The following is a 22,035-nucleotide window of genomic DNA, read 5'->3' on the forward strand; positions in this document are numbered from 1 at the left end:
GGGGGCTTCCCGCGAAAAGTACGTGAGGGGAACCCTGAGGGAATCAGATTCCCTCAGGGTTCCCCTCACGTACTTTTCGGCATCGTGGCCGGATCCGCTGAGAACCCCGTGCGCTGCTGAAAAACCTCACTCAAGCGGTGCGGTCAGTCCTCCGCGGACTCGGGCCGTTCGACCACGCTCCACAGGAACGAATGCCTGCGTCCGGTCGGCTCTTCGCGGGCGACGAATTCGTCCAGCAGTGCGTCCAATCGCGACTGCAGCTCAGCCGCTGCCTCGTCGCTGAGCCGGACCACGCCGCGCCGGGTCTGCTGGATCGACGCGGGGTCGCTTTCGATCATTTCGGCGCGGTGCGCGTCCAAAGTGGCGAGTTCGACCCGGGCGGTCAGCGCGGGATCGCCCGCCTGGTCGAGGTCGAGGTGCCAGGTCCGCCGCGTCGTCCGGTAGGGGCGTTCCCAGGCTCCGAGGTCGCTCCGGCGAGCCGGTTCGGCGACGAGGAATCCGGCTTCCGCGAGTGCGTGCACTCGGCGCAGCACGGTCGCCGGCGACTCTTCGAGCCGCTTCGCCAGCTGCTGGTTCGTCCGCGCGGTGTCCAGGCACAGCCGGAGAATCCGCCAGCTCAGCGGGTGGGCGAGCGCGCGGAGGTCGTCGGCGGTCGCCTGGCGCGGGAGCGGGTCGTCCATTGACAGCAGCTTAGCCGATTTGCTTCGATGGTATCGATATCAGAAAATGAAATCACTGGAGGTCGGGTGCGCCGCATCGAGTCGTACGTCGAGCAGTACCGGGAGCGGCACGAGGCGGAGCTCGCCGAGTGGATCGGCGTTCCCAGCGTCAGCGCGACCGGCGAGGGCATGGCCGAAGCGGCAGACTTCGCGTGCGCGCTGCTGCGGCGAAGCGGGCTCGAAGCGCGGCAGGTCGCGACCGGCGGCTGGCCGCTGGTGGTCGGGCGCGCGGAAGGCCCGGCGGGCGCTCCGCACGTGGTGATCTACGGCCATTACGACGTGCAACCAGCCGGGCCGCTGGCGGCTTGGGACAGTCCGCCGTTCGAGGCCGCCATCCGCGACGGCCGGATGTACGGGCGCGGCACGGGCGACAACAAGGGGCAGCATCTCGCGCAACTGCTCGCGTTGCGGGCCCTTGCCGAAAGCGGCGAACTGCCGTGCAGCGTGACCGTGCTGCTCGACGGCGAGGAAGAGATCGGCAGCCCGAACCTGGAGTCAGCGCTGGCGGGTCTGCGCGACGAATGGAACGCGGACCTGGTGTTGTGGAGCGACGGTCCGGTGCACGACAGCGGCGAGCCGACGGTCAGCCTCGGCGTGCGCGGCGCGGTCCGGTTCGAGATTCGGGTGCAGGGCGCGCCCGCGGCACTGCATTCGGGAAACTGGGGCGGGGTCGGGCCGAATCCGGCGTGGGAACTGGTGTGGCTGCTGTCGACGATGCGCTCGCCGGAAGGCGAGATCCTGGTCAAGGGAATCGCCGACGGCATGGTCCCGCTGAGCCCGTCGGAACGCGACGCACTGGACGCGCTCCCGGTCGACGTGCCCGCCGCGCTCGCCGAAGTCGGCTTGAACCGGATGGACGTGCCGGAAGGAATCGGCTTCAACGACCGTCTCGCCTTGCCGACCTTTAGCATCAATTCACTGTCCTGTTTGGACGAAGGCGACCATCGCACGGTCATTCCGGCCACGGCGGTCGCTCGCTGCGACATCCGGACGGTCGGCGGCCAGCGCGCCTCGACGGTCATCGAGGCGTTGCGCGCGCACCTCGCCGAACACTTGCCGCACGCCGAATTGCACGTGCCTGGCGGGCTGATGGAAGCGTCGCGGACGTTGCCGGAATCGCCTTACACCCAGGTGATCACCGACGCGGTCAGCGCTGCTGCCGGACGTCCGGCGCTGCTGGTGCCCGCGATGGGCGGCAGTCTGCCGATCGCCGCGCTGTCCGACGGGCTCGGGCTGCCGTGCTACGGAATCCCGCTGGCGAACGTCGACGAGCACAACCACGGTCCCAACGAGAATTTCGAACTCGCTCGTTTCCACGCCGGGATCACCGCCGCCGCGAACGTCTTGCTCGAATTGGGCAAGCTGCGCTGACTTCCCGCACATGGTTGTTCCGGGCCGCCGTGCTCGGAGCCGCGATTCACCAATGATGCCGAACCGCTGAAGCACCGCCTCGGAGGCGACCATGTCGATTCCCGCCCCGGATTCCCCTGCCACCAGAGAAAATCCACCCGAAGAAGTCCCCTCGCCGCGCTCGTCCCGGATCGTGCTGGCGGCCACTATCGGCAACACCCTGGAATGGTTCAGCCTCGGGGCCTACACATTGTTCGCCGACGTACTGGCGAAACAGTTTTTCCCCGCGACCGATCCGGCGGTCTCGCTGATGCTGGCTTTCGCCAGCGTCGCGGTCGCGTATGTGATCCGTCCGTTCGGCGGGATGATCCTCGGCTCCTACGCCGACCGGGTGGGCCGCAAAGCCGCGCTGGTCGTGTCGATCCGGATCATGGCGGTGGCCTCGCTGCTGATCGCGATCATGCCGAATTACGCGACGATCGGCATCGCGGCCCCGCTCGGGCTGGTGTTCGCCAATCTGCTGCAGGGCTTCTCGGCGGGCGGCGAATTCGGCAGCGCGACGGCGTATCTGGTGGAAAGCAACCGGAAACGCCGCGGGTTCATGGGCAGCTGGGGCGCGGCGAGCCAGGGGCTGAGCACGCTGCTGGGTATCGTGTTCGCGGCGGTGCTGAGCGCCGTGCTCACCGACCAGCAGCTCGGGTCGTGGGGCTGGCGGATCCCGTTCGCGTTCGGCCTGCTGATCGCCCCGATCGGCTACTACCTCCGGCGGCACGTGGAGGAATCGCCCGCGTTCGAGGAGGAGGCCGCCGAGGCTCCGCTGCGGGAGGTCCTGCGGTCGCAGAAGACCCGGATCCTGGTCGCGATGGGCGCGATGGCGGTGTCCACCGCGATCAGCTACCTGATCATCTACATGCCGACCTTCGCCATCCGGAACCTCGGACTGCCCAAGTCGCTGGCCTTCACCACGACGATCGTCACCCAGGTCGTGCTGACCGTCCTCGCGCCGGTCGCCGGGCGGCTGTCCGACCGGACCGGCCGGATCCCGCTGATGGCGGCGGCCTGTTCGGTGATGCTGCTGGCGATCTTCCCGCTGTTCCTCGCGTTGAACAGCCAGCCGACGTTCGCGGTGATGACCGCCGTGATGGCCGCGATCGGGCTGGTGAAGGTCTGGTACGTCGGCCCGCTGGGCACGATGATGGCCGACGTCTTCCCGACGAGGACCCGCGCGACCGGGCTGTCGGTCAGCTACAACATCACGGCTTCGCTTTTCGGCGGTTTCACGCCGTTGGTGGTGATTTGGCTGATTCAGCTCACCGGAAGCAATTTGGCGCCGAGCTATTACGTGATGGCGCTGGCCGTGCTGAGCCTGAGCGCGCTGGCTTTCGCCCGGCGGCGGCTGAGGGTGCGCTGAACTGTCCTTTGTGGACTTCCATGGCGATTCGAGTGGCGCGCAACCTCTCGGAGGGTTGCGCGTCATTCTCTCCATAGCCGGGCCGCGGAGGCCCGTATTGGGAGGGGATTTGTCATGACTGAGTTGATGATCCGAAGATCGGTGCTGGGTGCGGGGGCTCTGGTGCTGATCACTGCGGCGGTGACGGGCTGCACGTCAGGCTCTGCTGACCTGCCGGTGGCTTCGGGCTCTTCGTTGACTCCGACCACGCCGCCGGCCACCTCGATCGCTCCGTCCGCGACACCTGCGACCGCCACCGCGAGCCATGCCGCGGTGGTTCCGCCTGCGAAACGTCCGGACATTACTTCCCAGTCGTCGCCAACCATCTATCTGTGCGAAGGAAATGCTGTCGCCAAGCCGTCGGGGCTCGCGTTGGCTTGTGCGGACCAGAAAATGGGGCTCGACCGGTTGCGCTGGTCGGGGTGGGGCTCGGCGACCGCGCACGCCACCGGCAGATTCTGGCAGTACGACTGCATTCCTGATTGCGCGTCCGGAAAACTCGTTTCGGTCCCGACCCGGGTGACCGTCAGCGGATTGGCCAACGGTCACTACAGCCGGTTGCGCGTGACTGTGCGGCCGGTGCCCGAGGATCCTCGCGACTACGTCCTGACGAAGGCCGGTCCTGGCGCTGCCTAGGAAAGCGGGTGCCGTGCGCGCACGGCACCCGCTTGAGTCACCTACGGATGCGTCCGGAAAGCATCCACGATCAGGTAACTGCCGTTCTTCATCGTGCCGGTGATCGTGTGCACCCCCGGCTGAAGACCGGAAACTGTCGCCACCGTCGACTGGTATTGCCGGGTCGGCGTCACGAAGCTGACCGTCCGGTAGGGCGCGCCGTCGAGGGTGAGGTCGACGTCGCCCTCGTCGGTGTTGGTTTCGGAAATAATGTCGATTCCCGTTCCGTAGAACGTCAAACTCCACGAATCGCCGACGTTCTGGGTCGCCCAAATGTCGTCGAGGTACGAATTCGCGCCTCCGGCCGAACTGCCGCGCCAGATCCATCCTGACGACGGAGCTCCGGTGTTGGTGTAGACGACGCCAGAGGTGTTGTTGAGGACTTCCGATTCCGTTGTCTTGGCGAGATGCAAGGTGACGTCGGCCTGCCCGCGGCGCACGGTCAGCGTGATCGGCGCACCCGGCGCGAGTTTGTTGTAGCTGAGCCAAAAAGTGTTGCGATCGTCGGTGACCGAGGTGCCGTTGATGGCCGTGATGTCGTCACCGGTCTTCAGCCCGTTCTGTGCGGCGTAACTGCCCTGCGGCACCGTGGGGAGGTAAAGGCCGTACGGCTTGGTCAGGCCAAGGGACGACTGGACGGCGAGGGAAGGGATGTTGGTCGCGGTGGCTCCCATCAGCATTTCGGGCTGGACGATCATCCCGTTGGCGGGCCCGCCTGAGCCTGGGCCATAGGCGAAAACTGCCTTGGGCGGAAGCGGTCCGCCAGCGGAGCCGAAGCCGGTCATCGGGAAGTTGGCGTACCCGAGGCTGACCGCGGGCGAGTCGGCGGCGACGGTGAAGTCGTAGCTGCCGAGCGGGTCGGCTGCGGAGAACTTCGGGTCGGCGACGAGCGAATGCGGATCCATGCCTGCGCGGACCCAAGCCGACTGGGCGTTGATCGTGGCGCCGTCGGCGGAAAGGGCCTCGTTGCCGCTGCCGTCGGGATTGACGTAGACCGGGTAGTGGTCGTTCCAGAAGAGGTTCCGGTCGGCGCCGTACTTGGCGGTGACCGGGTTGTTCAGCACGTTGTTGTACGCCTGCGGGCCGAGGGTGATGTTGTGCTCGATGACGTCGCCGCAGTCGGAATGGCTGACCTGCTCGTAGATCGACCCGTCCACCAGCAGGTTGTTCCGGACGGTGCGCTCGTAGCCGTCGCGCAGTTTGATGCCGCCCTTGAGGATGAGGTTGTCCAGCAGGCGGAAGTCGGACGAACCGTCGTCGAGGTCGATGGCCCAGTCGCCGGCGTGCCAGAACCGGTTGTGCTGGATGGTGATCGGCCGGAGGACGTCGAGTTTCATGAGGCGCCGGGCCTGCGCGTCGGTGAGCGCGGTGCCGGTGGAGCCTTCGAAACTCGTGCCCGGTGCGAGGGTGTTGTTGCCGGAACTGGCCCAGAACCGGCCGCGGCCCCAGACGTTGACGGACCCGTTGTCGCCGGTTTCCTCGACGCAGTTGAAGAGGTCGTTGTTCTTGATGTCGTGCCCGCCCCAGGTGCCGTCCTCGATGTTGAGGCACGCGCGCGGGCTGTCCGAGATGGTGTTGCCGTCGACCGTCACGTCCGCGCTCATGGAGATGTTGACGCCGGAGGACTGCTTCTCGAACCGGCCCATGTTCTGCATGAGGTTGTCGCGCACGAGGATGTCGCGGGGATAGTCGTCGCTCTTCGGCCCGGGCGCGGTGTCGGTGACGGCGACGTTGTCGTAGTAGTTGGCGGAGTAGTCGCGGACCGCGCTCGGCGAGCCGACGATCTGGACGTCCGTGGCGCCGTCGGACTCGAACCTGTTGTCGCTGATCGTGTTGTGCCGGTTGTAGCTGTCGAGGAAGACGCCGTTGCCGCCGAGCTGGTCGAAGAACGAGCCGGTCACTGAGATGTCAGCGGTGTTCTTCAGAGATACCGCGCCTTGGCGGACCACCGCCCAGTCACCCTTGGCGTCGGCTTCGAAGGGGCTGGTGAAGAGCGTGCGGTGCGTCGCGGTGAAGTGCAGCCCGCGCAGGGTGATGTCGTGGACCGGGTTCGCCGCCGACGTCCCGGTCATTGTGATCAGCTGGTTCTGTTCCGCGGTTTCGACCGTCGCGGCGGAAAGATCGGTGCCCTCCGGCGGGTAGTAGAGCAGCTGGCCGCTCGCCCGGTCGTAGTACCACTCGCCGGGCGCGTCCAGTTCCTCCTTGACGTTCTCGGCCATCGCCGGTCCGACCCGGCCGGGCCCGTTCCCCTTCGTCAGCCCGCAATCCTGCGGCCGGTTGTTGTCGCCGACGTAGTGCAGAGCGAGCCCGTCGCCGGTCCGCCCGCTGACGGTGAACGACACGGAACCCCAGTCGCCGCAATGCATCGCGCGCACCAGCGCGGTCGACGGGTCTGACCATTTCGCCGATTCCCGCTCGAGGTCGGCCAACGAGGTCGAGCCCTGGAGGCGGGCGGCGTTCGGGTCGTAATTCGGGTAGCGGGCCAGGATCTGGCGCTGCCCGTTGACGAACAGACCGTCGAAGTCCAGTCCCGCCGGGACGGTCGCGGCCACGATCTTGCCGCCGGGCGCCGTGGGCTGCCAGGCCGGACGCAACGGTCGGCCGCCGCTGATCGTCACGGCCGCGTCGGTCGCCGGTTGCCAGGTCACGGTGTGGCCGTTGCGCCCGGAGTCCTGCGGGCCGAACGCCAGGGGAGCGGCGAGGTAGTAGGTGCCGCCAGCAAGCTTCACCACGATGTCCCGGTGGCTGCCGACGCCGGTGTCGAGCAGGTGCCGAACCCGTTGCTGCGCCTGCGAAAGCGAACACGGCCGCGGCTGAGTGCAGGGATTTCCGGGCGGAGCGTCCGCACCTGGAGCGGCGTAAACGGCCATCGGCGGCGGCCCGCTCGCGGCGGCCGGCGGGCCGAGGGCGAGCGTTCCGCCTAACCCGGCGACGGCGGACAGGACGATGCTCAGAAGCCGGCGGTTCGCCATTCAGGTCCTCCTTGACCAGGCATCGCAGGTCCTGAACGCCAGGACATCCGATGTCTAGGAGACTATGCAGGAGGGCGCATCGGCCGTCAAGGAGTTCTCCGGGTGGTATCCGGAGGTGGGGAAGTGGCTGTTAATCAAGGAACTTCAGGTGAATCTGCCCGTGCTGGGCGAAGGGTGTGAGAGGTTTCGCCTGGTGAGTTTTACATCTGATCTTTTGTGGCGGTGCGTGAGCTGTGGTGCGCGGACTTCTGCGTCTCGGCCCAGGCCGCCAGCAGCGTCAGACCGTCCGCGCTGGGCGAATCGGGATCCGCGGTGTAGGTGGTGATGGAGACGTGCGGGTCGCTGGGCAGCGCGAAGTCGTCGTACGCGAGGTCCATCCGGCCTGCGGCCCGGTGATGGACGACCTCGCGCCCGCGCGAGTGGCGGCGCACGTTGTGCTTGGCCCACCGAGTACTGAAATCGACGTCGCATTTTAACGCTGTGTGTCGTTGCCTTTGTGCTGGTTCGCCCGCGTTGGCGCGGGGCAATGTTCGGCACACTGGTGCGGCTGTCGCCGGCAAGGAATCCTCAGAACGGCTGCTTGTCGTGTATGCGGAGGGCGAGCCAGAGGTCGTAGCGGGCCGATGGCCCGTTCAGCAGGGACCGTTCGAGGGCGTGTTCCAGGCGCTGCAGCCGTTTGCGCGTGCCGGGTAAGGAGATTCCGAGTGCAGCCGCTGTCGCGTCGAGCCGAGCGTTATGGACCAGCCAGAGCCGGAGCGTTGTCAACATCGGCGCGTTGTCGGTGAGCAAGGGTGCGAGTTGGCGTTGCGCCCACCGGCGCACGGCCGCGGTGTCGAGCAGCGCGGCGAGGCTGGTCTGATGATCTGTGGTTCCTGGTGACGGCGGGTAGCGCAGAATGCGCAGGGCCAGGTGGAGGATGGCCTGTGTCCTGAGGTCCTGTACGTCGCAGTTCAACAGGCGGCCGATGTGCTTGAGCCGCGCCGACAACGTATTTCGGTGGATCTTCAACTGTTTCGTCGCGCCGGTGTAGTAGGTCAGCCAGGATCCCAGCGTGACGGCGAGTTCGTCCGCGTCGGGGTCATGAGAGCGGGCGGGAACGTACGCCAGTAGCGGGTCGAGTTGCTGGCGGGCCCACGCTCGGCCGGTCTGGCCGAGCAGTGCGGCCAACTCCTCCCTGGGATCGAACCGGGCAAAGGGGCCGCCGCCGCTTTTGGCGGCGCTCAGCGCGTGGAAAGCCTGTTCGTACCCAATAATCACGTCATTCAGGGGCACAATGTGGCCTGCTCCGACGTGCAGGTCCGGCCTGCCGAGGGCCAACGCGCGAAACCGATCCTCGATCGGATCGGTCGTGATCGGGGCGGGACTGTCGTCTTGGGCTGCCTCGGGCGCGTCATCAGCCGGTGCCAGCGCGATGACCTGGCGGTCATAAACCAGACAGCGAGAGACCCAGCCCCGATTCTCGCAGATCGTGGTGCACTGCGAGACCAGTGCGTCCCGCGGTCCGGTGTGTAGTTCGACGATATAGACCCTGACCAGCGTGGGAAGGCTGGGCCCCAGTGCCGCGGCGATTCGCCGTGCACGGGCGGTATCTCCCACCGCGAGCAAATACAGCACCGCCATTCTGACGTGAGAATCGACGAGATCGAGCCGCTGCCGGACATTGTTGGCCTGCTCACGCTGCCAGCACAGCCACAACAGCAGCGCGGCATCGGCGAGCAGGTCCTTGGCTGCGAAAATCCGGTCCTCGCCGCCGGCGGTGATCAGGACCGGGGCGGGTACCTGTTGACCGAGCGCCAGCACCGCGATGACCTGGGTGCCGTGTGCGACGGCGGCCGAATGGGCCTGCCCTCTGCGAACTCGCTCGATCTCGTCGGCGACACCGGCAAGCAGGTCGGCTGGCATCCGGGGGAGGCCCATGACAGCCGGTTGGCCAGTCTCGTCGAGCAACGCGGCATGCCCGTCGACAGTCCGTGCCACGCGCCGCAGGACACGTCTCAGCCCGTCCGGCCGCGTCGCCTCGCGCTGCATCGCGCGAAGCTGATCGAGGTCCTGTGCTTCGCTGCGCGATTTCAGCGCAAGATCAGGCATGCCTCATGATATCGAATTCACAGACTTCGCCAAACGCGAGTGCAGCCAATTGCATTCGAGTGACACGGGATCGATACTCGATGAAGATCCAAAGTATCGCAGGTGTCGGCGTTCGGTGGCCGAATGAAGATCGAGAGGGTGGCAAGGCATCGCGTCGAATCGGATTAATCTGAGAAATCGTGTCCTTGGCTCAGCAGTTCCGTACTGTACGGGCTTGTCGCTGTGCAAAGCGAACCTGGTCGGCGGCATGCGCGCGGTCCCATCATCAGACGCATCCTGACCTGGCATGAGGACGAAACTGGACGATTCAAGGATCCGAGTCCGCAGCGTCCCCACGGGGTCGCTGATGCACTTCATGCTTTCGCTCGGGACCTCAGTTCAGGCAGGAAGGTCCAGAGGCACACCCCGAGGAAACAGGGAACCGGACACGATCGGGAGTTTGAAGATGGAACGAAAGCGGAAGCGGACCAGAAGCTTCGCCACGGAATTGGGGAGGTACTGACGTGTTCAAGGAAAAAACCGCGAGACGACCGGGGAGACGGACGCTGTTCCGGGTCGCCATCGCACTGGTGGCCCCGCTGCTGATGACGATCGTGGTCGCGAACGGCACGGCCAACGCCGCTTGGCGCAACGGGGAGATGTACAACCTGGCCAAGGCGCAGTGTCTGGACGGGGGCGGCGGCTGGGTCAGCACCTGGTCGTGCAACGGCTCGGCGGTGCAGATCTGGCAGGACATCCAGCCCTCCTCGAGCCCGTACTACGAGCTCAGGGACAACGCCGGCCATTGCCTGGACGGCGGCCAGGGCAACGGCCTGTTCGGCTGCAACGGCCTCGACTGGCAGCTGTGGAGCGTCGAGAAGATGCCCCCCACGGGTGACGGGCGGACCTACTACCGGTTCCACTGGGCCCGGAACTACGGCACGTGCCTGGACGGCGGGCAGCACCGCCAGTCGATGTGGTTCCCGTGTAACGGCAAACCCTATCAGTTGTGGTCGTGGAACTAGCGAGGTGAGCGGGAGGGGCCGCGCGAGCGACCCCTCCCGCGTGCTGTCATGCCGGCTGCCGCACGCCGCCGATGGCCAGCCGGCGCAAGGCGACGATGACCTGGCCGGTCTGCTTCCCGTCGCCCGGTATTTGCCAGCACTGGGCCTCGTCCTGACGGTCGCCGTGCCGGTGGAACACCGCGCGGCCGCCCGCTCCAGCGCCACTGCACGGATTTCCGTAGTCCTGTGCGCGCCGAGTAGTCCGGTCCTGGTTCACCGCGGCATCTTCGCTGTGCTGCTGTCCTGATCACAGACGCCGTTCCGAACTTCTGCCTCGATCCGTGAACCAACGGGAGAACGAGTGCCAAAGTCATCAGGGCCGGCAGACAGCAACTTGCGAACGCTTACCCAGACCGGTGGTGGCGGCCGCACGGTCCGCACACTCGCCGGCTGATCATTCATCGCAGCACCACGACCCCGCCGCCCAAGGTCCGCCGACGCCTTCGACCAGGTCAACGCCGTCAACCTGCGCGGCGTCTGGGCGGCAATGAAGCACGAACTGCGGCAGATGCGCGAGCAGGGGAGCGGTGCCATCGTCAACTGCTCGTCCCTGGGCGGGCTCGTCGGACTGCCCGAGCGTGCGGCGTATCACGCGTCCAAGCACGGGGTCATCGGCCTGACCCGCAGCGCTGCGGTCGAGTACGCGCCTCGCGGTGTCCGCATCAATGCCGTTTGTCCCGGGGTGACCGACACCCCGATGGTGGCCGGCATGGTCGAGAACCAGGCCGAGGCCATGGCCGGGATCATCAAGGAACAGCCCATCGGCCGGCTGGGAAAAGCGGAAGAGGTCGCGGCCGCCGTGCTGTGGTTGTGCAGTCCTGGGGCCAGTTTCGTCGTCGGGACGGCTCTTCCGGTGGACGGCGGGTTCACCGTCCACTGAGTACCGCCATCTCGAGTCCGACGGGGTAAGGGTTGCCTAACCCAGCCGTCTCGGCTACCGTCCAAGTCCTCAGAGGACATGAGGAGTTGGCATGAATGATCTGACGCTGGCCGAGCTGGCGGCGGCGGTGCGGGCGCGCGAGGTGTCCCCGGTGGAGCTCACCGAGGAGTACCTGGCCCGGATCGACCGCGACAACGACCGGATCGGCGCTTACCTCGCCGTCGACCACGAGGGGGCGCTCGCTGCCGCGCGCGAGGCGGAAGCGCTGGTCCAGTCCGGCGTGGACCTGCCAGCGTTGTGCGGGGTGCCGGTTTCGGTGAAGGACACGTGCCCGGTGAAGGGCCTGCGGTACACCGCCGGATCGAAGGTCTTCGCGGACCGGGTGGCCGAGGTGGACGCGGCGGTCGTGACGCAGGTGCGCCAGGCGGGCATGGTGGTGCTGGGCAAGACGAACGCGGCCGAGTTCGGCTGCTCCTCCTACACCGAGACGGTGTTCGGCGCGGCCCGCAATCCGCACGACCTCACCCGTACCGCGGGCGGATCCAGCGGCGGGGCCGCCGCCTCGGTCGCGGCGGGACTGGCCCCGGCGGCGCACGGCAGCGACGGCGGCGGCTCGGTCCGGATCCCCGCCGCGTGCTGCGGATTGGTGGGGATCAAGCCGACCAGAGGCAGAGTGAGTCCCGCTCCCGGTCCGGATTCGGCCGGGCTGAGCACCGCGGGTCCGATCGCCCGCACGGTCGCGGACGCCGCGCTGCTGCTGGACGTGATGACCACCGCGCGCCCGGGGGACACGCACCAGTTGCCGCCGGTGCCGGCGGGGCACTTCGCGAACAGCGCCGAACGCGACCCCGGCCGACTGCGGATCGGCGTAATCCGAGGACCGGCGAGCGACGACCCGTGGTGTCGTCGGGCGTGCGAGGACACCGTCGCGCTTCTCGCGGATCTGGGGCACGACGTGGCGTACGCCGCGCCGACCGATCCGGACGACTACCGCGAGGAGTTCGCCGTCGTGTGGTCGCTGCTCGCCTCCTCGGTGCCGGTTCCCGCCGAGAAGGAGCAGGACCTGCTGCCGCTGACCCGCTGGCTGCGGGAGAAAGCGCGGGGCTGCGACGCGGTGACCTTCATGTCCGCGCTGGTGTCGATGCAGGCCGCCGCCCGCCGCATCGCCTCCCGCTACGACCGGTTCGACGTGGTCCTCAGTTCCGCCACGGCCGTGTTGCCGCCGCTGGTGGGCGGTCTTGTCGACGACGATCCCGCGCAGACCTTCGAGAACATGCTGGAGTTTCATCCGCTCACCCCGCTGGCGAACATCACCGGTCAGCCGTCGCTGACCGTCCCGGTGCTCCGGGCTCCCGGCGGATTGCCCGCCGGCGTGCTGCTCACCGGACGCTACGGGGCCGAGACGACCCTCATTTCCGTTGCGGCACAACTGGAGCGGGCGAAGCGATGAGAAAAGCACAACTGGGTTTCTTGACCGGGACCCACGTCGTCAACGACCTGTACCAGGGCGCGGTGCCCGCGTTGCTGCCGTTCATGATGAGCGAGCGCCACTACAGCTACGCTGCGGTGTCCGGAATCGCTTTGGCCGCAACGGGTTTGTCCAGCGTGGTGCAGCCGGTCTTCGGGATGATCGTGGACCGGTCCGGGCGCTCCTGGCTGGCGCCGCTGGGATTCCTCGTCGCCGCCGCCGGAATCGCTGGTGCCGGTTTCGCGGACGGGTACCTGGCCACGTGGATCTGCGTCGCCATCGCGGGCATTGGGGTGGCCGCCTACCATCCGCCCGCCACCAACCAGGCCCGTGCGGCGGGCGGCAGGTCGCAGCGGGCCATGAGCCTGTTCTCGGTCGGTGGCACGCTGGGCAGTTCGCTGGCTCCCGCGCTCGTCACCGCGGTCGTCGGTTCGCTCGGCCTTTCGGGGACCTACTTGCTGGCGATTCCGGCCGTGGTGATGGCGTTGCTGTGGTTGCTCAATCGCCGCAATGCGCTTGGCGTCACCAGAAGCACGGCTACGGAGTCCACTGTGGACATATCGGATGACTGGCGGGCCTTCGGCAGGCTGGTCGCGGCGACCGTCGGATGGTCGATCCCTTATGTGACAGTGAGTTCGCTGCTTTCGTTGTACGCGATCCGCGAACTGCACGCCTCGACCGCGGCCGCGGCGGTCACGCTGACCTCGTTCACACTGGCCGGTGCGGCGGGCACCGTGCTCGGCGGCTGGCTCGGCGACCGGTTCGGCCGCTTGACGCCGATCAGAGCCGGATACCTGCTGGGCGTTCCGGCGCTGGCCGGAGTGGTGTTCAGCCCGAGCTATCCCGTGCTGGAACTCAGCACCGTGCTGCTGGGGCTGGCCATGTTCCTGCCGTTCGCCAACCAGGTGACCCTGGCGCAGGACTACCTGCCCACGCGGCCCGGCACCGCCAGCGGGCTGACTCTCGGACTGGCCATGTCGGTCGGCGGGCTGACCTCGCCGCTGTTCGGCTGGCTGGCCGACGCCGAGGGCCTGCGGTTCACCCTCGGTTCGGTGCTCGCGGTGTTCTGCGTCGCCGTGGTGTTCGGCATCCGGCTGCGCGACCGGGTCCTGCCTGTTCAGCCGTCCTTGGACTCATCTGAGGAGCTGGTGACCTGATAGATTGCTGGGCGCTAGCTGGAGAGGGGAACACGACATGACGGTCCGGTCGGTGCAGCGAACCTCCTTGGTCGACGCGGCGACGGCGGAACTGCGCAGGCTGATCGGCGAGGGCGAGTGGCCGGTCGGGGCCAAGCTGCCCAACGAGGTCGAGCTGAGCAAGCTGCTCGGAGTCGGCCGGTCCACCGCGCGGGAGGCGGTCCGGGCCCTGATCTCCGCCGGTCAGCTGTACTCCCAGCAAGGCTCGGGCACCTACGTCGCCTCCGCGACCCCACTGTCCGATTTGGACCGCAAATTGCGCACGGCCGCGGCGATCGACGTGTACGAGGTCCGCGTCGCGTTGGAGGTCGAGGCGGGCAGCCTGGCCGCGACCCGCCGCACCGCCGCCGATCTCAAAGCGATCCGCAAGGCGCTGGCGGCCCGCGACCGAGCCGATTCACTCCCGGAACTCCTCGACGCGGACCTCGCCTTCCACCGGGCAGTCGTGCTGGCCGCGCACAACCCGGTGCTGATCGACGTGTTCGACTCTTTCCTGGACGCCATGCGCGCGGTCTCCGCCGACGTCACCACCCTGGACACCGCCGAGACCAGCGCGGACGACCTGCACCAGGCCCACCACGGCCTGCTAGCCGCCATCGAAGCCGGTGATGCGGAGGCCGCCGCGCTGGCTACTCGCCGCAACGTCGAACGCACTCTGGACCAGTTGCGCTAGGGGCGGCGCAGTGCTCCTGCGACTGTTTGTGGACGGTCTCGCGGGAGCCAGGACTGCGAATAGATCAGAACGGCGAAGATGATGAGGCCGCCGATTTCGACCAGGAATTTCGTGTCGTCGGGCACGAGTCGCAGGTTGAGCGCGATGTAAAGAAAGGCGAGAAGGCCGACGAGGAAACGCCGGATGTCGCTGCGCTGGTTGTCGAGAGTAACCGCGACCACGCCGATGACCAGGGGTGCGAGCATGACGAATACCCGTTGGGTGTCGGTGGCGACCATCCGTCCGGCGAGGCAGCAGAGTGCCAGGTAGACGCTGGATATGAGCAGTGGGTTGCGCGGGCCGTTTTGGCGGTGCAGCCGGTAGAGGCCGTAGCCGAAGATGATCCAGAAGAAGTGGAAGGTGTCGAAGAGCGCGGCGTGCTCGCCGCGTTTGTTCGACGACAGAGCGAAGACGATGTTCGAGGCGAGGCTGTGGTTGCCCTGGCCGCTGCCGAGGCTGTAACTGCCTCCGATGAAGTTCTGTGCCCACAAGCGGAAACCGGTATACGCCAGCGCCGCGACTGCCGTTGCGAGCACGCCGAACAGCACCTGGCGATCGCGCAGTGTCCGCGACCGTGTCCAGGCCAGGAGCGGGTACAGCGGGGCGAGGAGGAGGGTGGTCTCCTTGTTGATGGTGCCGACAATGATGACGATTGTGAACAGCAGCAGTTTGCGGTTGAACAACAGCCACAACGCGATGAGATAAAGCAGATTGTTCAGCGGGTCGACAAGGAAAGGATTACTGAACGCGTAGGGCGCGTACCAGAACGTGCACGAGAGGGCGATCGCCGCGAGCGCTGAGGTGAACAGGTGCAGATTGAGGTGCCGCCAGCAGAATTCGAAGAACACCACGGTGCACGCGAGCGTGACCGCAGCGGTGAACCCGAGCCACAAAACGTCGAGCGAAAGCCCGGTCACTTTGCTGGCCAGGTGCACCAGCCAGGGGCTGAGCATCCTGAGCGCGAACGGGTTGTCGACCTGCGCCCCGGTGTGTTCGGACATGGCGTAGTAGTTGAGCGCGTCGCCCCAGGCTTTCTCGTGCGCGCGCCCTTGGAGCGGCGCGTACGAGATGAAGTTGATCAGCGACGCGGTTGCCAGCGTCAGATACACCGCCGCCCGCCGGGTGGCGGTCTTCCGCGAGCCGGGAGTGGGCTCGATCCCTGTGGTCACCTGCGAAAGCGTAGCCAAGGGCGGCCGCCGTCGATGAGGGACTGGTCGGCAGCCGCTCGCGGCTCGTTCGGGTGTCGTGTTCACGGGCTTGATCCGGTGCTGAAGGGGCATGCGTGCGGCTACGACCAGGCTGTCTCACCTCCTGGAACCCTCTGTCCGGCACGGGAGGAAAGGTCGGCCGAAGACCTTCGAGAGCATCCTCGGCCGACTGGGCGGCCGTGCCCCCGCCTGAGCCCGCTCAAATGGCGTGCGTATTGCCACGCACACCCGTCGCCTGCCCTCGATCTTTCCGGCGACGTGATGGATGATTACTGCGACCATGAGAAAGCGGAACTCATCGAACGATTCGGGTCGGTCGCGCCGGTTGTTCTCGAGTATTCGAAGATTTCGTGCATTCACCCGCTCCTGCTGGGCTGAGCTGATTGACGGCGTTTCGTCCAGGTGCTTGACGTCGGATGCGGAGACAGCGCCGAGCTGGCGTTGCGGAGGGCTCGGGCGAGCGCTGCTACGGCTGGAGTGTCCTCGGCCCGGTCGAGTCTGCCGGGCCGTCTTGGCGAGGTGGGCGGATACGCACGGTCGGCCCCGTTGACTCGCCGTGTTGTGACCGCCGATGTCGCCTCCCGAGGTTGCATCCGGGAGCTGCGCCGTTATTCTGCGACTAAGCAACCGCTTAGCGGCGGCTGTCCAACGGCGGACAAGGAGACGGTGTGGTGGAGTCGTTCAAGGATCGCGTTGCCCTGGTCACCGGGGCCAGCCGGGGGATCGGGCTGGCCATCGCGCAGGGGCTCGTCGAGCGCGGGGCCAAGGTGGTCATCACGGCGCGCAAGCCGGAGCCGCTCGCCGAGGCCGTCGAGCTGCTCGGCGGGCCGGACGTCGCGGTCGCGGTGCCCGGCAAGGCCGACGACGCCGCGCACCAGCAGGAGGCGGTCGCCACCGCGGTCGAGAAGTTCGGCAGTCTCGACATGCTGGTCAACAACACCGGCATCAACCCGGTTTACGGCCCGATAGTGGACGTCGACCCGGCCGCGGCGGCCAAGATCTTCGCGGTGAACGTGGTCGCGCCGCTGTCGTGGATCCGCGTCGCGCGGGACGCGTGGATGGGCGAGCACGGCGGGTCGGTGGTCAACGTGTCCTCGATCGCGGGCATCCGCACCTCGCCGGGCATCGGCATGTACGGCGTCAGCAAGGCCGCGCTGATCCGGCTCACTCAGGAACTCGGCGGCGAGCTCGGCCCGAAGATCCGGGTGAACGCGGTGGCTCCGGCGGTGGTCAAGACGCAGTTCGCGACCGCGCTTTACGAGGGGCGCGAGGAAGAAGTCGCGGCGGCTTATCCGCTGAAGCGGCTCGGCGTGCCGGAGGACATCGCGGGCGCGGTGGCGTTCCTGCTGTCCAATGACGCCGGCTGGATGACCGGGCAGACGGTCGTTCTCGACGGCGGCGTGACGCTCGGCGGCGGTCTGTGAGCGCCGGGGTCGTCATCACCGGCGGTGGCGGCGGGATCGGGGCGGCGCTGGCGCGGCGGTTCGCTGCGGACGGTGCCCGTATCGTCGTCGCGGACCTTGACGGCGACCGTGCGGCCGAGGTCGCGGCGGAGGTCGGTGGTACGGCGTTCGCCGGTGACGTGGCAAGCGAATCCGGGGTGGCGGACCTGATCACCGCGGCCCGCGAAACGCTGGGTGAGATCGACGTTTTCTGTGCCAACGCTGGAGTCGCGCCGTTCGGCGACGCCAACGCGGACGAGGACGCGTGGTCGCTGGCGTGGGACGTGAACGTGATGGCTCATGTCCGCGCGGCCCGGTTGCTGCTGCCGGCGTGGCTGGAGCGCGGCGAGGGCCGGTTCATCGCGACGGTGTCCGCGGCGGGCGTGCTCACCAGCCTCGGCTCGGCGCCGTATTCGGTGACCAAGCACGGTGCGCTGGCCTTCGCGGAATGGCTGTCGGCCACCTATCGGCACCGCGGGATCAGCGTGCAGGCGATCTGCCCGCAGGGCGTGCGCACCGCGATGCTGGAGGAGACCGGAGAACGCGGCAAACTGCTGATGGGCGCGTCCGCGATCGACCCGCCGCAGGTGGCCGACGCGCTGTTCGCCGCCATGGCCGAGAACCGGTTCCTGGTGCTGCCGCACGCCGAGGTCGCCGACTTCTACGCCCTGCGCGCCACTCAAACCGACCGCTGGCTCGGCGGGATGAACAAGCTGCAGCGGAAAATGGAGGAACTGCCCGGCGACGCGTGACCCGATATTCTCCCCGGGGCGGCACTGGGCCGCAGGGGAGAACAGGGAGCCGGAATGACCGCACCCGCGCGGGCCGACGTGTCGCGCATCGCCACTGCCAGTTTCATCGGCACCGCCATCGAGTTTTACGATTTCTACATTTACGGAACCGCGGCGGCGCTGGTGTTCGGGAAAGTGTTCTTCCCGACGTTCTCCTCCACCGCTGGCGTGCTGGCCTCGCTCGGCACCTTCGCGGTCGGATTCGTCGCGCGCCCGGTCGGCGCGGTCCTTTTCGGACACTGGGGCGACCGGATCGGCCGGAAGTCCATGCTGGTCACGTCGCTGCTGGTGATGGGACTGTCCACAGTGGCCGTCGGACTGGTCCCGGGATACGACACCCTCGGCCTCTGGTCGCCGATCCTGCTGGTAGTGCTGCGTTTCGTGCAAGGCATCGGCCTCGGCGGCGAGTGGGGCGGCGCGGTGCTGATGTCGACCGAGTACGCTCCGCCGGGCAAACGCGGTTTGTACTCGGCGTTCCCGCAGCTCGGCCCGGCCATCGGATTCGTGCTGGGCAACCTGCTGTTCCTCATCCTGGACGCGGTGCTCCCTCCCGCTGAGTTCTTGTCCTGGGGCTGGCGGCTGCCGTTCCTGTTCTCCGCGGTATTGCTGGCAGTCGGCTTCTATATCCGGATCAGGATCGCCGAGACACCGGTTTTCCAAGCTGCTTTGGACAAGGCCGAACAAGCGAAAGTCCCGTTGTTCGAGCTGCTTCGGAAGCAGCCGCGAGTTCTGGTGCTGTCGACGCTGTCGTTCGTGCTCGCGCACGCGCTTTTCTATACTGTGACGACATTCTGTCTCTCGATGGCGACGACCACCCTCGGCATCCCGCGCACCACTGTCCTGATCGGCCTGCTCATCGCGGCGACGGTGATGGGCGTGGCGACGCTGATGTTCGCGATGAAGTCCGACCAGTGGGGCCGCCGACGGCTGAGCGCGGCGGCCGCGGTTTCCGTTGTGGTGTGGGCGTTTCCGCTGTTCGCTCTGCTGCAGACGGGAAACCCGGTCCTGCTGACGCTGGGGTTCGTCGGCGGCCTGGCGTGTTTCGCGATGCTGTACGGGCCGATGGGCGCGTTCCTGCCGGAGCTGTTCCGGGTGCGGTACCGGTATTCCGGCGCGTCGATCGCGTACAGCGTGGCAGGGGTGATCGGCGGCGGGGTGGTGCCGCTGATTTCGACGAATCTGTGGGCGTCGACGGGTTCGACGGTTCCCGTTTCGCTGGTGCTGGTGGCGCTCGGGGTGCTGAGTTTCCTGTGCGTCCTCGGCCTGCCGGAAACCCGGGACCACGACTTCTCCGACGGGCTCTCCTGACTTTCGGCCCCACCCGGCCGGGGGACAAACCTGGCGCGGCGCACCGTTTCCGGTCCGGTGCGCCGTTCGGGCTGCGGCTCTTGACATGCTGATTTGGTCTAGTCCAGTGTGTGACGGCACCCTTCCGGGTGCACTCCTCCCGGGTTGATCCCGCCGCCTCAAACCGGAGGTGTTCCGTGGTGCTCGTGGGAGGAACACGATGAAATCAGTGCGTCGGCTGGCCGCGCTCGCGGCGGCGGCAGGGGCGGCTCTCGCGACCGCGGCCGGGGTGGCCACGGCCGCGCCCGCGTCCGCGCCGCAGCTCGCGGCGGCTCCGGATCCGGTTCTCGCTTCGCCGTACCTGTACCAGTGGGCGGGGCAGACCAGCGCGTCGGCGGCGATGTCCGCGACGGGGATCAAGACGTTCACGCTCGCGTTCATGCTGTCGGACGGTTCGTGCAACCCGAAGTGGGACGGCGACCGTTCGCTGACCGGTTCGGACAAAACCCTGATCAAGAGCATCCGCGACGCGGGCGGCGACGTCATCCCGTCCTTCGGCGGCTGGTCCGGCACGAAACTGGGCGCGAAATGCTCGTCGGCCAGCGCGCTCGCGGGGGCGTACCAGAAGGTGATCGACGCGTACGGGCTCAAGGCGATCGACCTCGACATCGAGAACACCGACGAGTTCGAGAACGCGACGGTGCAGGACCGGATCCTGAACGCGGTCAAGATCACGAAGCAGAAGAACCCCGGTGTGCGCGTCGTGATCACCATCGGGACCGAGACCTCCGGCCCGACCGACTGGGGCAAGCGGCTGATCAAGCAGGCGAAGGCGATCGGCGCGCCGGTGGACGTGTGGTCGGTGATGCCGTTCGACTTCTCCAGCGGCGGCGACATGGCGGGCAAGACGAAGTCCGCGGTGGACGGTCTCGTGGGACAGCTGAAGTCGACCTTCGGCTGGGACAGCGCCACGGCGTACCGGCACGCGGGCCTGTCGTCGATGAACGGCAAGACGGACAACGCCGGCGAGGTGGTGTCGGTCGCTGACTTCACCGCGATCCGCGACTACGCGGCCAGCCACCACCTCGGCCGGTTCACCTTCTGGGCGACCAACCGGGACTGCTCGGGCGGCGGGGAGTGCAGCGGAATCTCGCAGCCGAAGTACGCGTTCACGAAGATCGTGGCCGGGTATCACGGCTGATCCGGCTCAGAGCTGGCCGGTCCGACCTGGCCTGGCTGGGTGCGGCTGCCCCGGCCTGTCGGGGCCGATCTGGCCGGGCGGAACTGGGCCGAGCTGGCCGGGCTGAGCTGGGCCCGGGTGGGGTTGCCCGAGTCGGGCGGGGCTGACCGGGCCGGGCTGACCTGGAGCGGCCGGGGCGGGGCTGGTCTGGCCGGGCTGGCCTGGCTGGGCCCGGGTGGGGTTGCTCGAGTCGGGCTGACCTGACCTGACCTGACCTGGCTGGGTGGGCTAACCGGGCCAGGCTGGCCGGGCCGGGCTAGGACGCCTGGCCTGCTCGACTGGACCGGACCTGGCCGACCTGATCGGGCCGGGCCCAGCGGGCTTGACCGGGCTGACCTGGCCCGGCGGAGCTGGCCTGGAGCGGCCGGGGCGGGGCCGACCTGACCCGGCCGGGTCTGAGCCCGCGTTTGAGCTTGGCGACGAGGCCGCCGTTCCGAGGGGTGCGGCCTCGTCGTCACCTGCGATGAGACCAGGGCGGACGGGGGAAACTGGCAGCGGCGGGTTGCTGCGCAGCAACTTCGCGTAAGGCAGTCGCTTGTGGAGCAGCCGGAATGCTTGCGGGGCAGCAGAAACGACGAGGCGTGGCGCACCAGAGGGTCCGGCCGCGGTCGGTCTCCCGTGCGGGGCGTAGGCAGCAATCGGGTTGTGCCTCGGCCCGCGCCGCGGTCGTCGTTCCGGGTGGAGAGTCAGCCCGGGGCACGAGCGTGGCGCACCAGACGGTTCGCGCCGTGGTCGGTCTCCGGCGCGGAGCAGGGCATGGCTGCAACCGGGTCGTGCCTCGGCCCGCGCCCTTGTCGTTCCAGGATGGACGGTCAGCCCGGGGCACAAGCTGGCGCACGGAGGGCACGGTCGCGCGGTGGGGGCGCGACCGTGCCGGACCCAATGTGGCTCGCACACGCAAGGCCGGTACTGGTCGCAGCGGACGGCCTCCCTCAGCCGCTCACCCCATCCAGAACCCGCCGCACGAAGTCCGTCTTCCCGGCCGTGTACTCCTCCCGATCAGTCACCTCCCGAGCCAGCCGCCGTTTCACCTCTGCATACTCCGCCGCCAACCCGGGATCCGCCCGCAGCGCGTCCCGGAAATCCACCTGCGCCTGCCACCTCGGATGACCGTCGGGCAGCAGATGCAGATGCGCCACCCGACGCCGACCCTCCGCATCGGGCAGCACGAAGAACCGTCGTCATGGCGCGGCGACGTCCAGTTCCGGCGGCACAAAACACCATCCGCCCGAGGAAAGGACTGGCACCACCGCCGAAACCGTAAAATCCGAGAGATCCCGCATCGAGGCCATCACGTCGAGCACCGGTTTCGCCGCCAAACCGGGCACCGCCGTCGAGCCGACGTGCTTGATTTCCCCACAGGCGAGCCAAGGCGCGAGCAGTCGCGCGAGCTCCGCGCACAATGCGGAGCCCCGCGACGCCCACGTCGGATCTGGGGGATGGACTTCAGGCCGTTCGTAGGCCCAATCCGGGGTAACGGACATGCAAGCCACCGTAACCCCGGCCACCGACAA

The 22,035-nt window shown here is 67.7% G+C and carries 19 protein-coding genes and 1 pseudogene; 13 read left to right on the forward strand and 7 right to left on the reverse strand.

All coding sequences use genetic code 11. The features are described 5' to 3' along the window. Nucleotides 1-143: 143 nt before the first annotated feature. The gene (locus ACWDNU_RS22835; RefSeq protein ID WP_449670381.1) at nucleotides 144-680 is read right to left on the reverse strand and encodes a helix-turn-helix domain-containing protein; all 537 of its coding nucleotides are present in this window, start codon (nucleotides 678-680) and stop codon (nucleotides 144-146) included. Between the two features lie 66 nt (nucleotides 681-746). Between ACWDNU_RS22835 and ACWDNU_RS22840 the strand changes: the two genes are divergently transcribed. The 3 genes from ACWDNU_RS22840 (at nucleotide 747) to ACWDNU_RS22850 (ending at nucleotide 4,155) form a co-directional block, all read left to right on the forward strand. Further along, complete coding sequence (locus ACWDNU_RS22840) at nucleotides 747-2,090, forward strand: M20/M25/M40 family metallo-hydrolase (RefSeq protein ID WP_449670382.1); 1,344 nt, start codon at nucleotides 747-749, stop codon at nucleotides 2,088-2,090. Between the two features lie 91 nt (nucleotides 2,091-2,181). Then, on the forward strand, nucleotides 2,182-3,480 hold the full coding sequence (locus tag ACWDNU_RS22845) for an MFS transporter (RefSeq protein WP_449670383.1): 1,299 nt from the start codon (nucleotides 2,182-2,184) through the stop codon (nucleotides 3,478-3,480). A gap of 114 nt (nucleotides 3,481-3,594) precedes the next feature. Next, complete coding sequence (locus ACWDNU_RS22850) at nucleotides 3,595-4,155, forward strand: hypothetical protein (protein WP_449670384.1); 561 nt, start codon at nucleotides 3,595-3,597, stop codon at nucleotides 4,153-4,155. Nucleotides 4,156-4,196: 41 nt separating this feature from the next. Here the strand turns inward: ACWDNU_RS22850 and ACWDNU_RS22855 are convergent, their stop codons facing one another. The 3 genes from ACWDNU_RS22855 to ACWDNU_RS22865 all read right to left on the reverse strand — a co-directional run bounded on the left by ACWDNU_RS22855 (nucleotide 4,197) and on the right by ACWDNU_RS22865 (nucleotide 9,254). After that, the gene (locus ACWDNU_RS22855; protein WP_449670385.1) at nucleotides 4,197-7,166 is read right to left on the reverse strand and encodes a right-handed parallel beta-helix repeat-containing protein; all 2,970 of its coding nucleotides are present in this window, start codon (nucleotides 7,164-7,166) and stop codon (nucleotides 4,197-4,199) included. Nucleotides 7,167-7,366: 200 nt separating this feature from the next. Continuing rightward, nucleotides 7,367-7,705 (reverse strand): MmyB family transcriptional regulator, encoded by a 339-nt coding sequence (locus ACWDNU_RS22860; RefSeq protein WP_449670432.1) that lies wholly within the window; start codon nucleotides 7,703-7,705, stop codon nucleotides 7,367-7,369. Between the two features lie 28 nt (nucleotides 7,706-7,733). Then, entirely contained in the window at nucleotides 7,734-9,254 is a 1,521-nt protein-coding gene (locus ACWDNU_RS22865; protein ID WP_449670386.1) for a helix-turn-helix domain-containing protein, read from the reverse strand. 503 nt (nucleotides 9,255-9,757) lie between these two features. On the opposite strand from ACWDNU_RS22865, the gene ACWDNU_RS22870 reads away from it, so the two are divergent. Beyond that, nucleotides 9,758-10,258, forward strand: a complete 501-nt coding sequence (locus tag ACWDNU_RS22870) for an RICIN domain-containing protein (RefSeq protein ID WP_449670387.1) — start codon at nucleotides 9,758-9,760, stop codon at nucleotides 10,256-10,258. A gap of 46 nt (nucleotides 10,259-10,304) precedes the next feature. On the opposite strand, the gene ACWDNU_RS22875 is transcribed toward ACWDNU_RS22870, so the two are convergent. Continuing rightward, nucleotides 10,305-10,514 carry a hypothetical protein gene (locus tag ACWDNU_RS22875; protein ID WP_449670388.1) on the reverse strand — a complete coding sequence of 70 codons (210 nt, stop codon included), beginning with the start codon at nucleotides 10,512-10,514 and terminating at the stop codon, nucleotides 10,305-10,307. Nucleotides 10,515-10,697: 183 nt separating this feature from the next. On the opposite strand from ACWDNU_RS22875, the gene ACWDNU_RS22880 reads away from it, so the two are divergent. The 4 genes from ACWDNU_RS22880 (at nucleotide 10,698) to ACWDNU_RS22895 (ending at nucleotide 14,514) form a co-directional block, all read left to right on the forward strand. Continuing rightward, a complete protein-coding gene (locus tag ACWDNU_RS22880) occupies nucleotides 10,698-11,177 on the forward strand; it encodes an SDR family oxidoreductase (protein WP_449670433.1) in 480 nt (159 codons plus the stop codon). 91 nt (nucleotides 11,178-11,268) lie between these two features. After that, on the forward strand, nucleotides 11,269-12,627 hold the full coding sequence (locus ACWDNU_RS22885) for an amidase (protein WP_449670389.1): 1,359 nt from the start codon (nucleotides 11,269-11,271) through the stop codon (nucleotides 12,625-12,627). Continuing rightward, nucleotides 12,624-13,802 (forward strand): MFS transporter, encoded by a 1,179-nt coding sequence (locus ACWDNU_RS22890; RefSeq protein WP_449670390.1) that lies wholly within the window; start codon nucleotides 12,624-12,626, stop codon nucleotides 13,800-13,802. The genes ACWDNU_RS22885 and ACWDNU_RS22890 overlap by 4 nt, the downstream gene beginning before the upstream one ends. A gap of 37 nt (nucleotides 13,803-13,839) precedes the next feature. Then, nucleotides 13,840-14,514, forward strand: coding sequence for a FadR/GntR family transcriptional regulator (locus ACWDNU_RS22895; RefSeq protein ID WP_370938557.1), 675 nt, complete (start codon nucleotides 13,840-13,842; stop codon nucleotides 14,512-14,514). Here ACWDNU_RS22895 and ACWDNU_RS22900 read toward each other — a convergent pair. Further along, nucleotides 14,511-15,722 carry a hypothetical protein gene (locus ACWDNU_RS22900; RefSeq protein WP_449670391.1) on the reverse strand — a complete coding sequence of 404 codons (1,212 nt, stop codon included), beginning with the start codon at nucleotides 15,720-15,722 and terminating at the stop codon, nucleotides 14,511-14,513. The genes ACWDNU_RS22895 and ACWDNU_RS22900 overlap by 4 nt on opposite strands. A gap of 710 nt (nucleotides 15,723-16,432) precedes the next feature. On the opposite strand from ACWDNU_RS22900, the gene ACWDNU_RS22905 reads away from it, so the two are divergent. The 5 genes from ACWDNU_RS22905 to ACWDNU_RS22925 all read left to right on the forward strand — a co-directional run bounded on the left by ACWDNU_RS22905 (nucleotide 16,433) and on the right by ACWDNU_RS22925 (nucleotide 20,725). Beyond that, nucleotides 16,433-17,185, forward strand: a complete 753-nt coding sequence (locus ACWDNU_RS22905; RefSeq protein WP_370938555.1) for an SDR family oxidoreductase — start codon at nucleotides 16,433-16,435, stop codon at nucleotides 17,183-17,185. Continuing rightward, nucleotides 17,182-17,955 carry an SDR family oxidoreductase gene (locus ACWDNU_RS22910; protein WP_370938554.1) on the forward strand — a complete coding sequence of 258 codons (774 nt, stop codon included), beginning with the start codon at nucleotides 17,182-17,184 and terminating at the stop codon, nucleotides 17,953-17,955. The genes ACWDNU_RS22905 and ACWDNU_RS22910 overlap by 4 nt, the downstream gene beginning before the upstream one ends. A 54-nt stretch (nucleotides 17,956-18,009) precedes the next feature. Beyond that, complete coding sequence (locus tag ACWDNU_RS22915; RefSeq protein WP_370938553.1) at nucleotides 18,010-19,302, forward strand: MFS transporter; 1,293 nt, start codon at nucleotides 18,010-18,012, stop codon at nucleotides 19,300-19,302. Nucleotides 19,303-19,501: 199 nt separating this feature from the next. Continuing rightward, nucleotides 19,502-20,482: a chitinase gene (locus ACWDNU_RS22920; protein ID WP_449670392.1), complete on the forward strand. Its 981-nt coding sequence runs from the start codon at nucleotides 19,502-19,504 to the stop codon at nucleotides 20,480-20,482. 39 nt (nucleotides 20,483-20,521) lie between these two features. After that, nucleotides 20,522-20,725, forward strand: coding sequence for a hypothetical protein (locus tag ACWDNU_RS22925; RefSeq protein ID WP_449670393.1), 204 nt, complete (start codon nucleotides 20,522-20,524; stop codon nucleotides 20,723-20,725). 728 nt (nucleotides 20,726-21,453) lie between these two features. Here ACWDNU_RS22925 and ACWDNU_RS22930 read toward each other — a convergent pair. After that, nucleotides 21,454-22,005, reverse strand: a pseudogene (locus ACWDNU_RS22930) (GrpB family protein). Nucleotides 22,006-22,035 lie beyond the last annotated feature (30 nt).

Source organism: Amycolatopsis sp. NPDC003676, from assembly GCF_053587275.1.

What these genes read in the sequence shown, in the direction of transcription:
- ACWDNU_RS22835 (WP_449670381.1), bottom strand. Translation starts at nt 680, where the DNA reads ATGGACGACCCGCTCCCGCGCCAGGCGACCGCCGACGACCTCCGCGCG.
- ACWDNU_RS22865 (WP_449670386.1), bottom strand. Translation starts at nt 9,254, where the DNA reads ATGCCTGATCTTGCGCTGAAATCGCGCAGCGAAGCACAGGACCTCGAT.
- ACWDNU_RS22915 (WP_370938553.1), top strand. Translation starts at nt 18,010, where the DNA reads ATGACCGCACCCGCGCGGGCCGACGTGTCGCGCATCGCCACTGCCAGT.
- ACWDNU_RS22855 (WP_449670385.1), bottom strand. Translation starts at nt 7,166, where the DNA reads ATGGCGAACCGCCGGCTTCTGAGCATCGTCCTGTCCGCCGTCGCCGGG.
- ACWDNU_RS22885 (WP_449670389.1), top strand. Translation starts at nt 11,269, where the DNA reads ATGAATGATCTGACGCTGGCCGAGCTGGCGGCGGCGGTGCGGGCGCGC.
- ACWDNU_RS22845 (WP_449670383.1), top strand. Translation starts at nt 2,182, where the DNA reads ATGTCGATTCCCGCCCCGGATTCCCCTGCCACCAGAGAAAATCCACCC.
- ACWDNU_RS22895 (WP_370938557.1), top strand. Translation starts at nt 13,840, where the DNA reads ATGACGGTCCGGTCGGTGCAGCGAACCTCCTTGGTCGACGCGGCGACG.
- ACWDNU_RS22850 (WP_449670384.1), top strand. Translation starts at nt 3,595, where the DNA reads ATGACTGAGTTGATGATCCGAAGATCGGTGCTGGGTGCGGGGGCTCTG.
- ACWDNU_RS22890 (WP_449670390.1), top strand. Translation starts at nt 12,624, where the DNA reads ATGAGAAAAGCACAACTGGGTTTCTTGACCGGGACCCACGTCGTCAAC.
- ACWDNU_RS22920 (WP_449670392.1), top strand. Translation starts at nt 19,502, where the DNA reads ATGAAATCAGTGCGTCGGCTGGCCGCGCTCGCGGCGGCGGCAGGGGCG.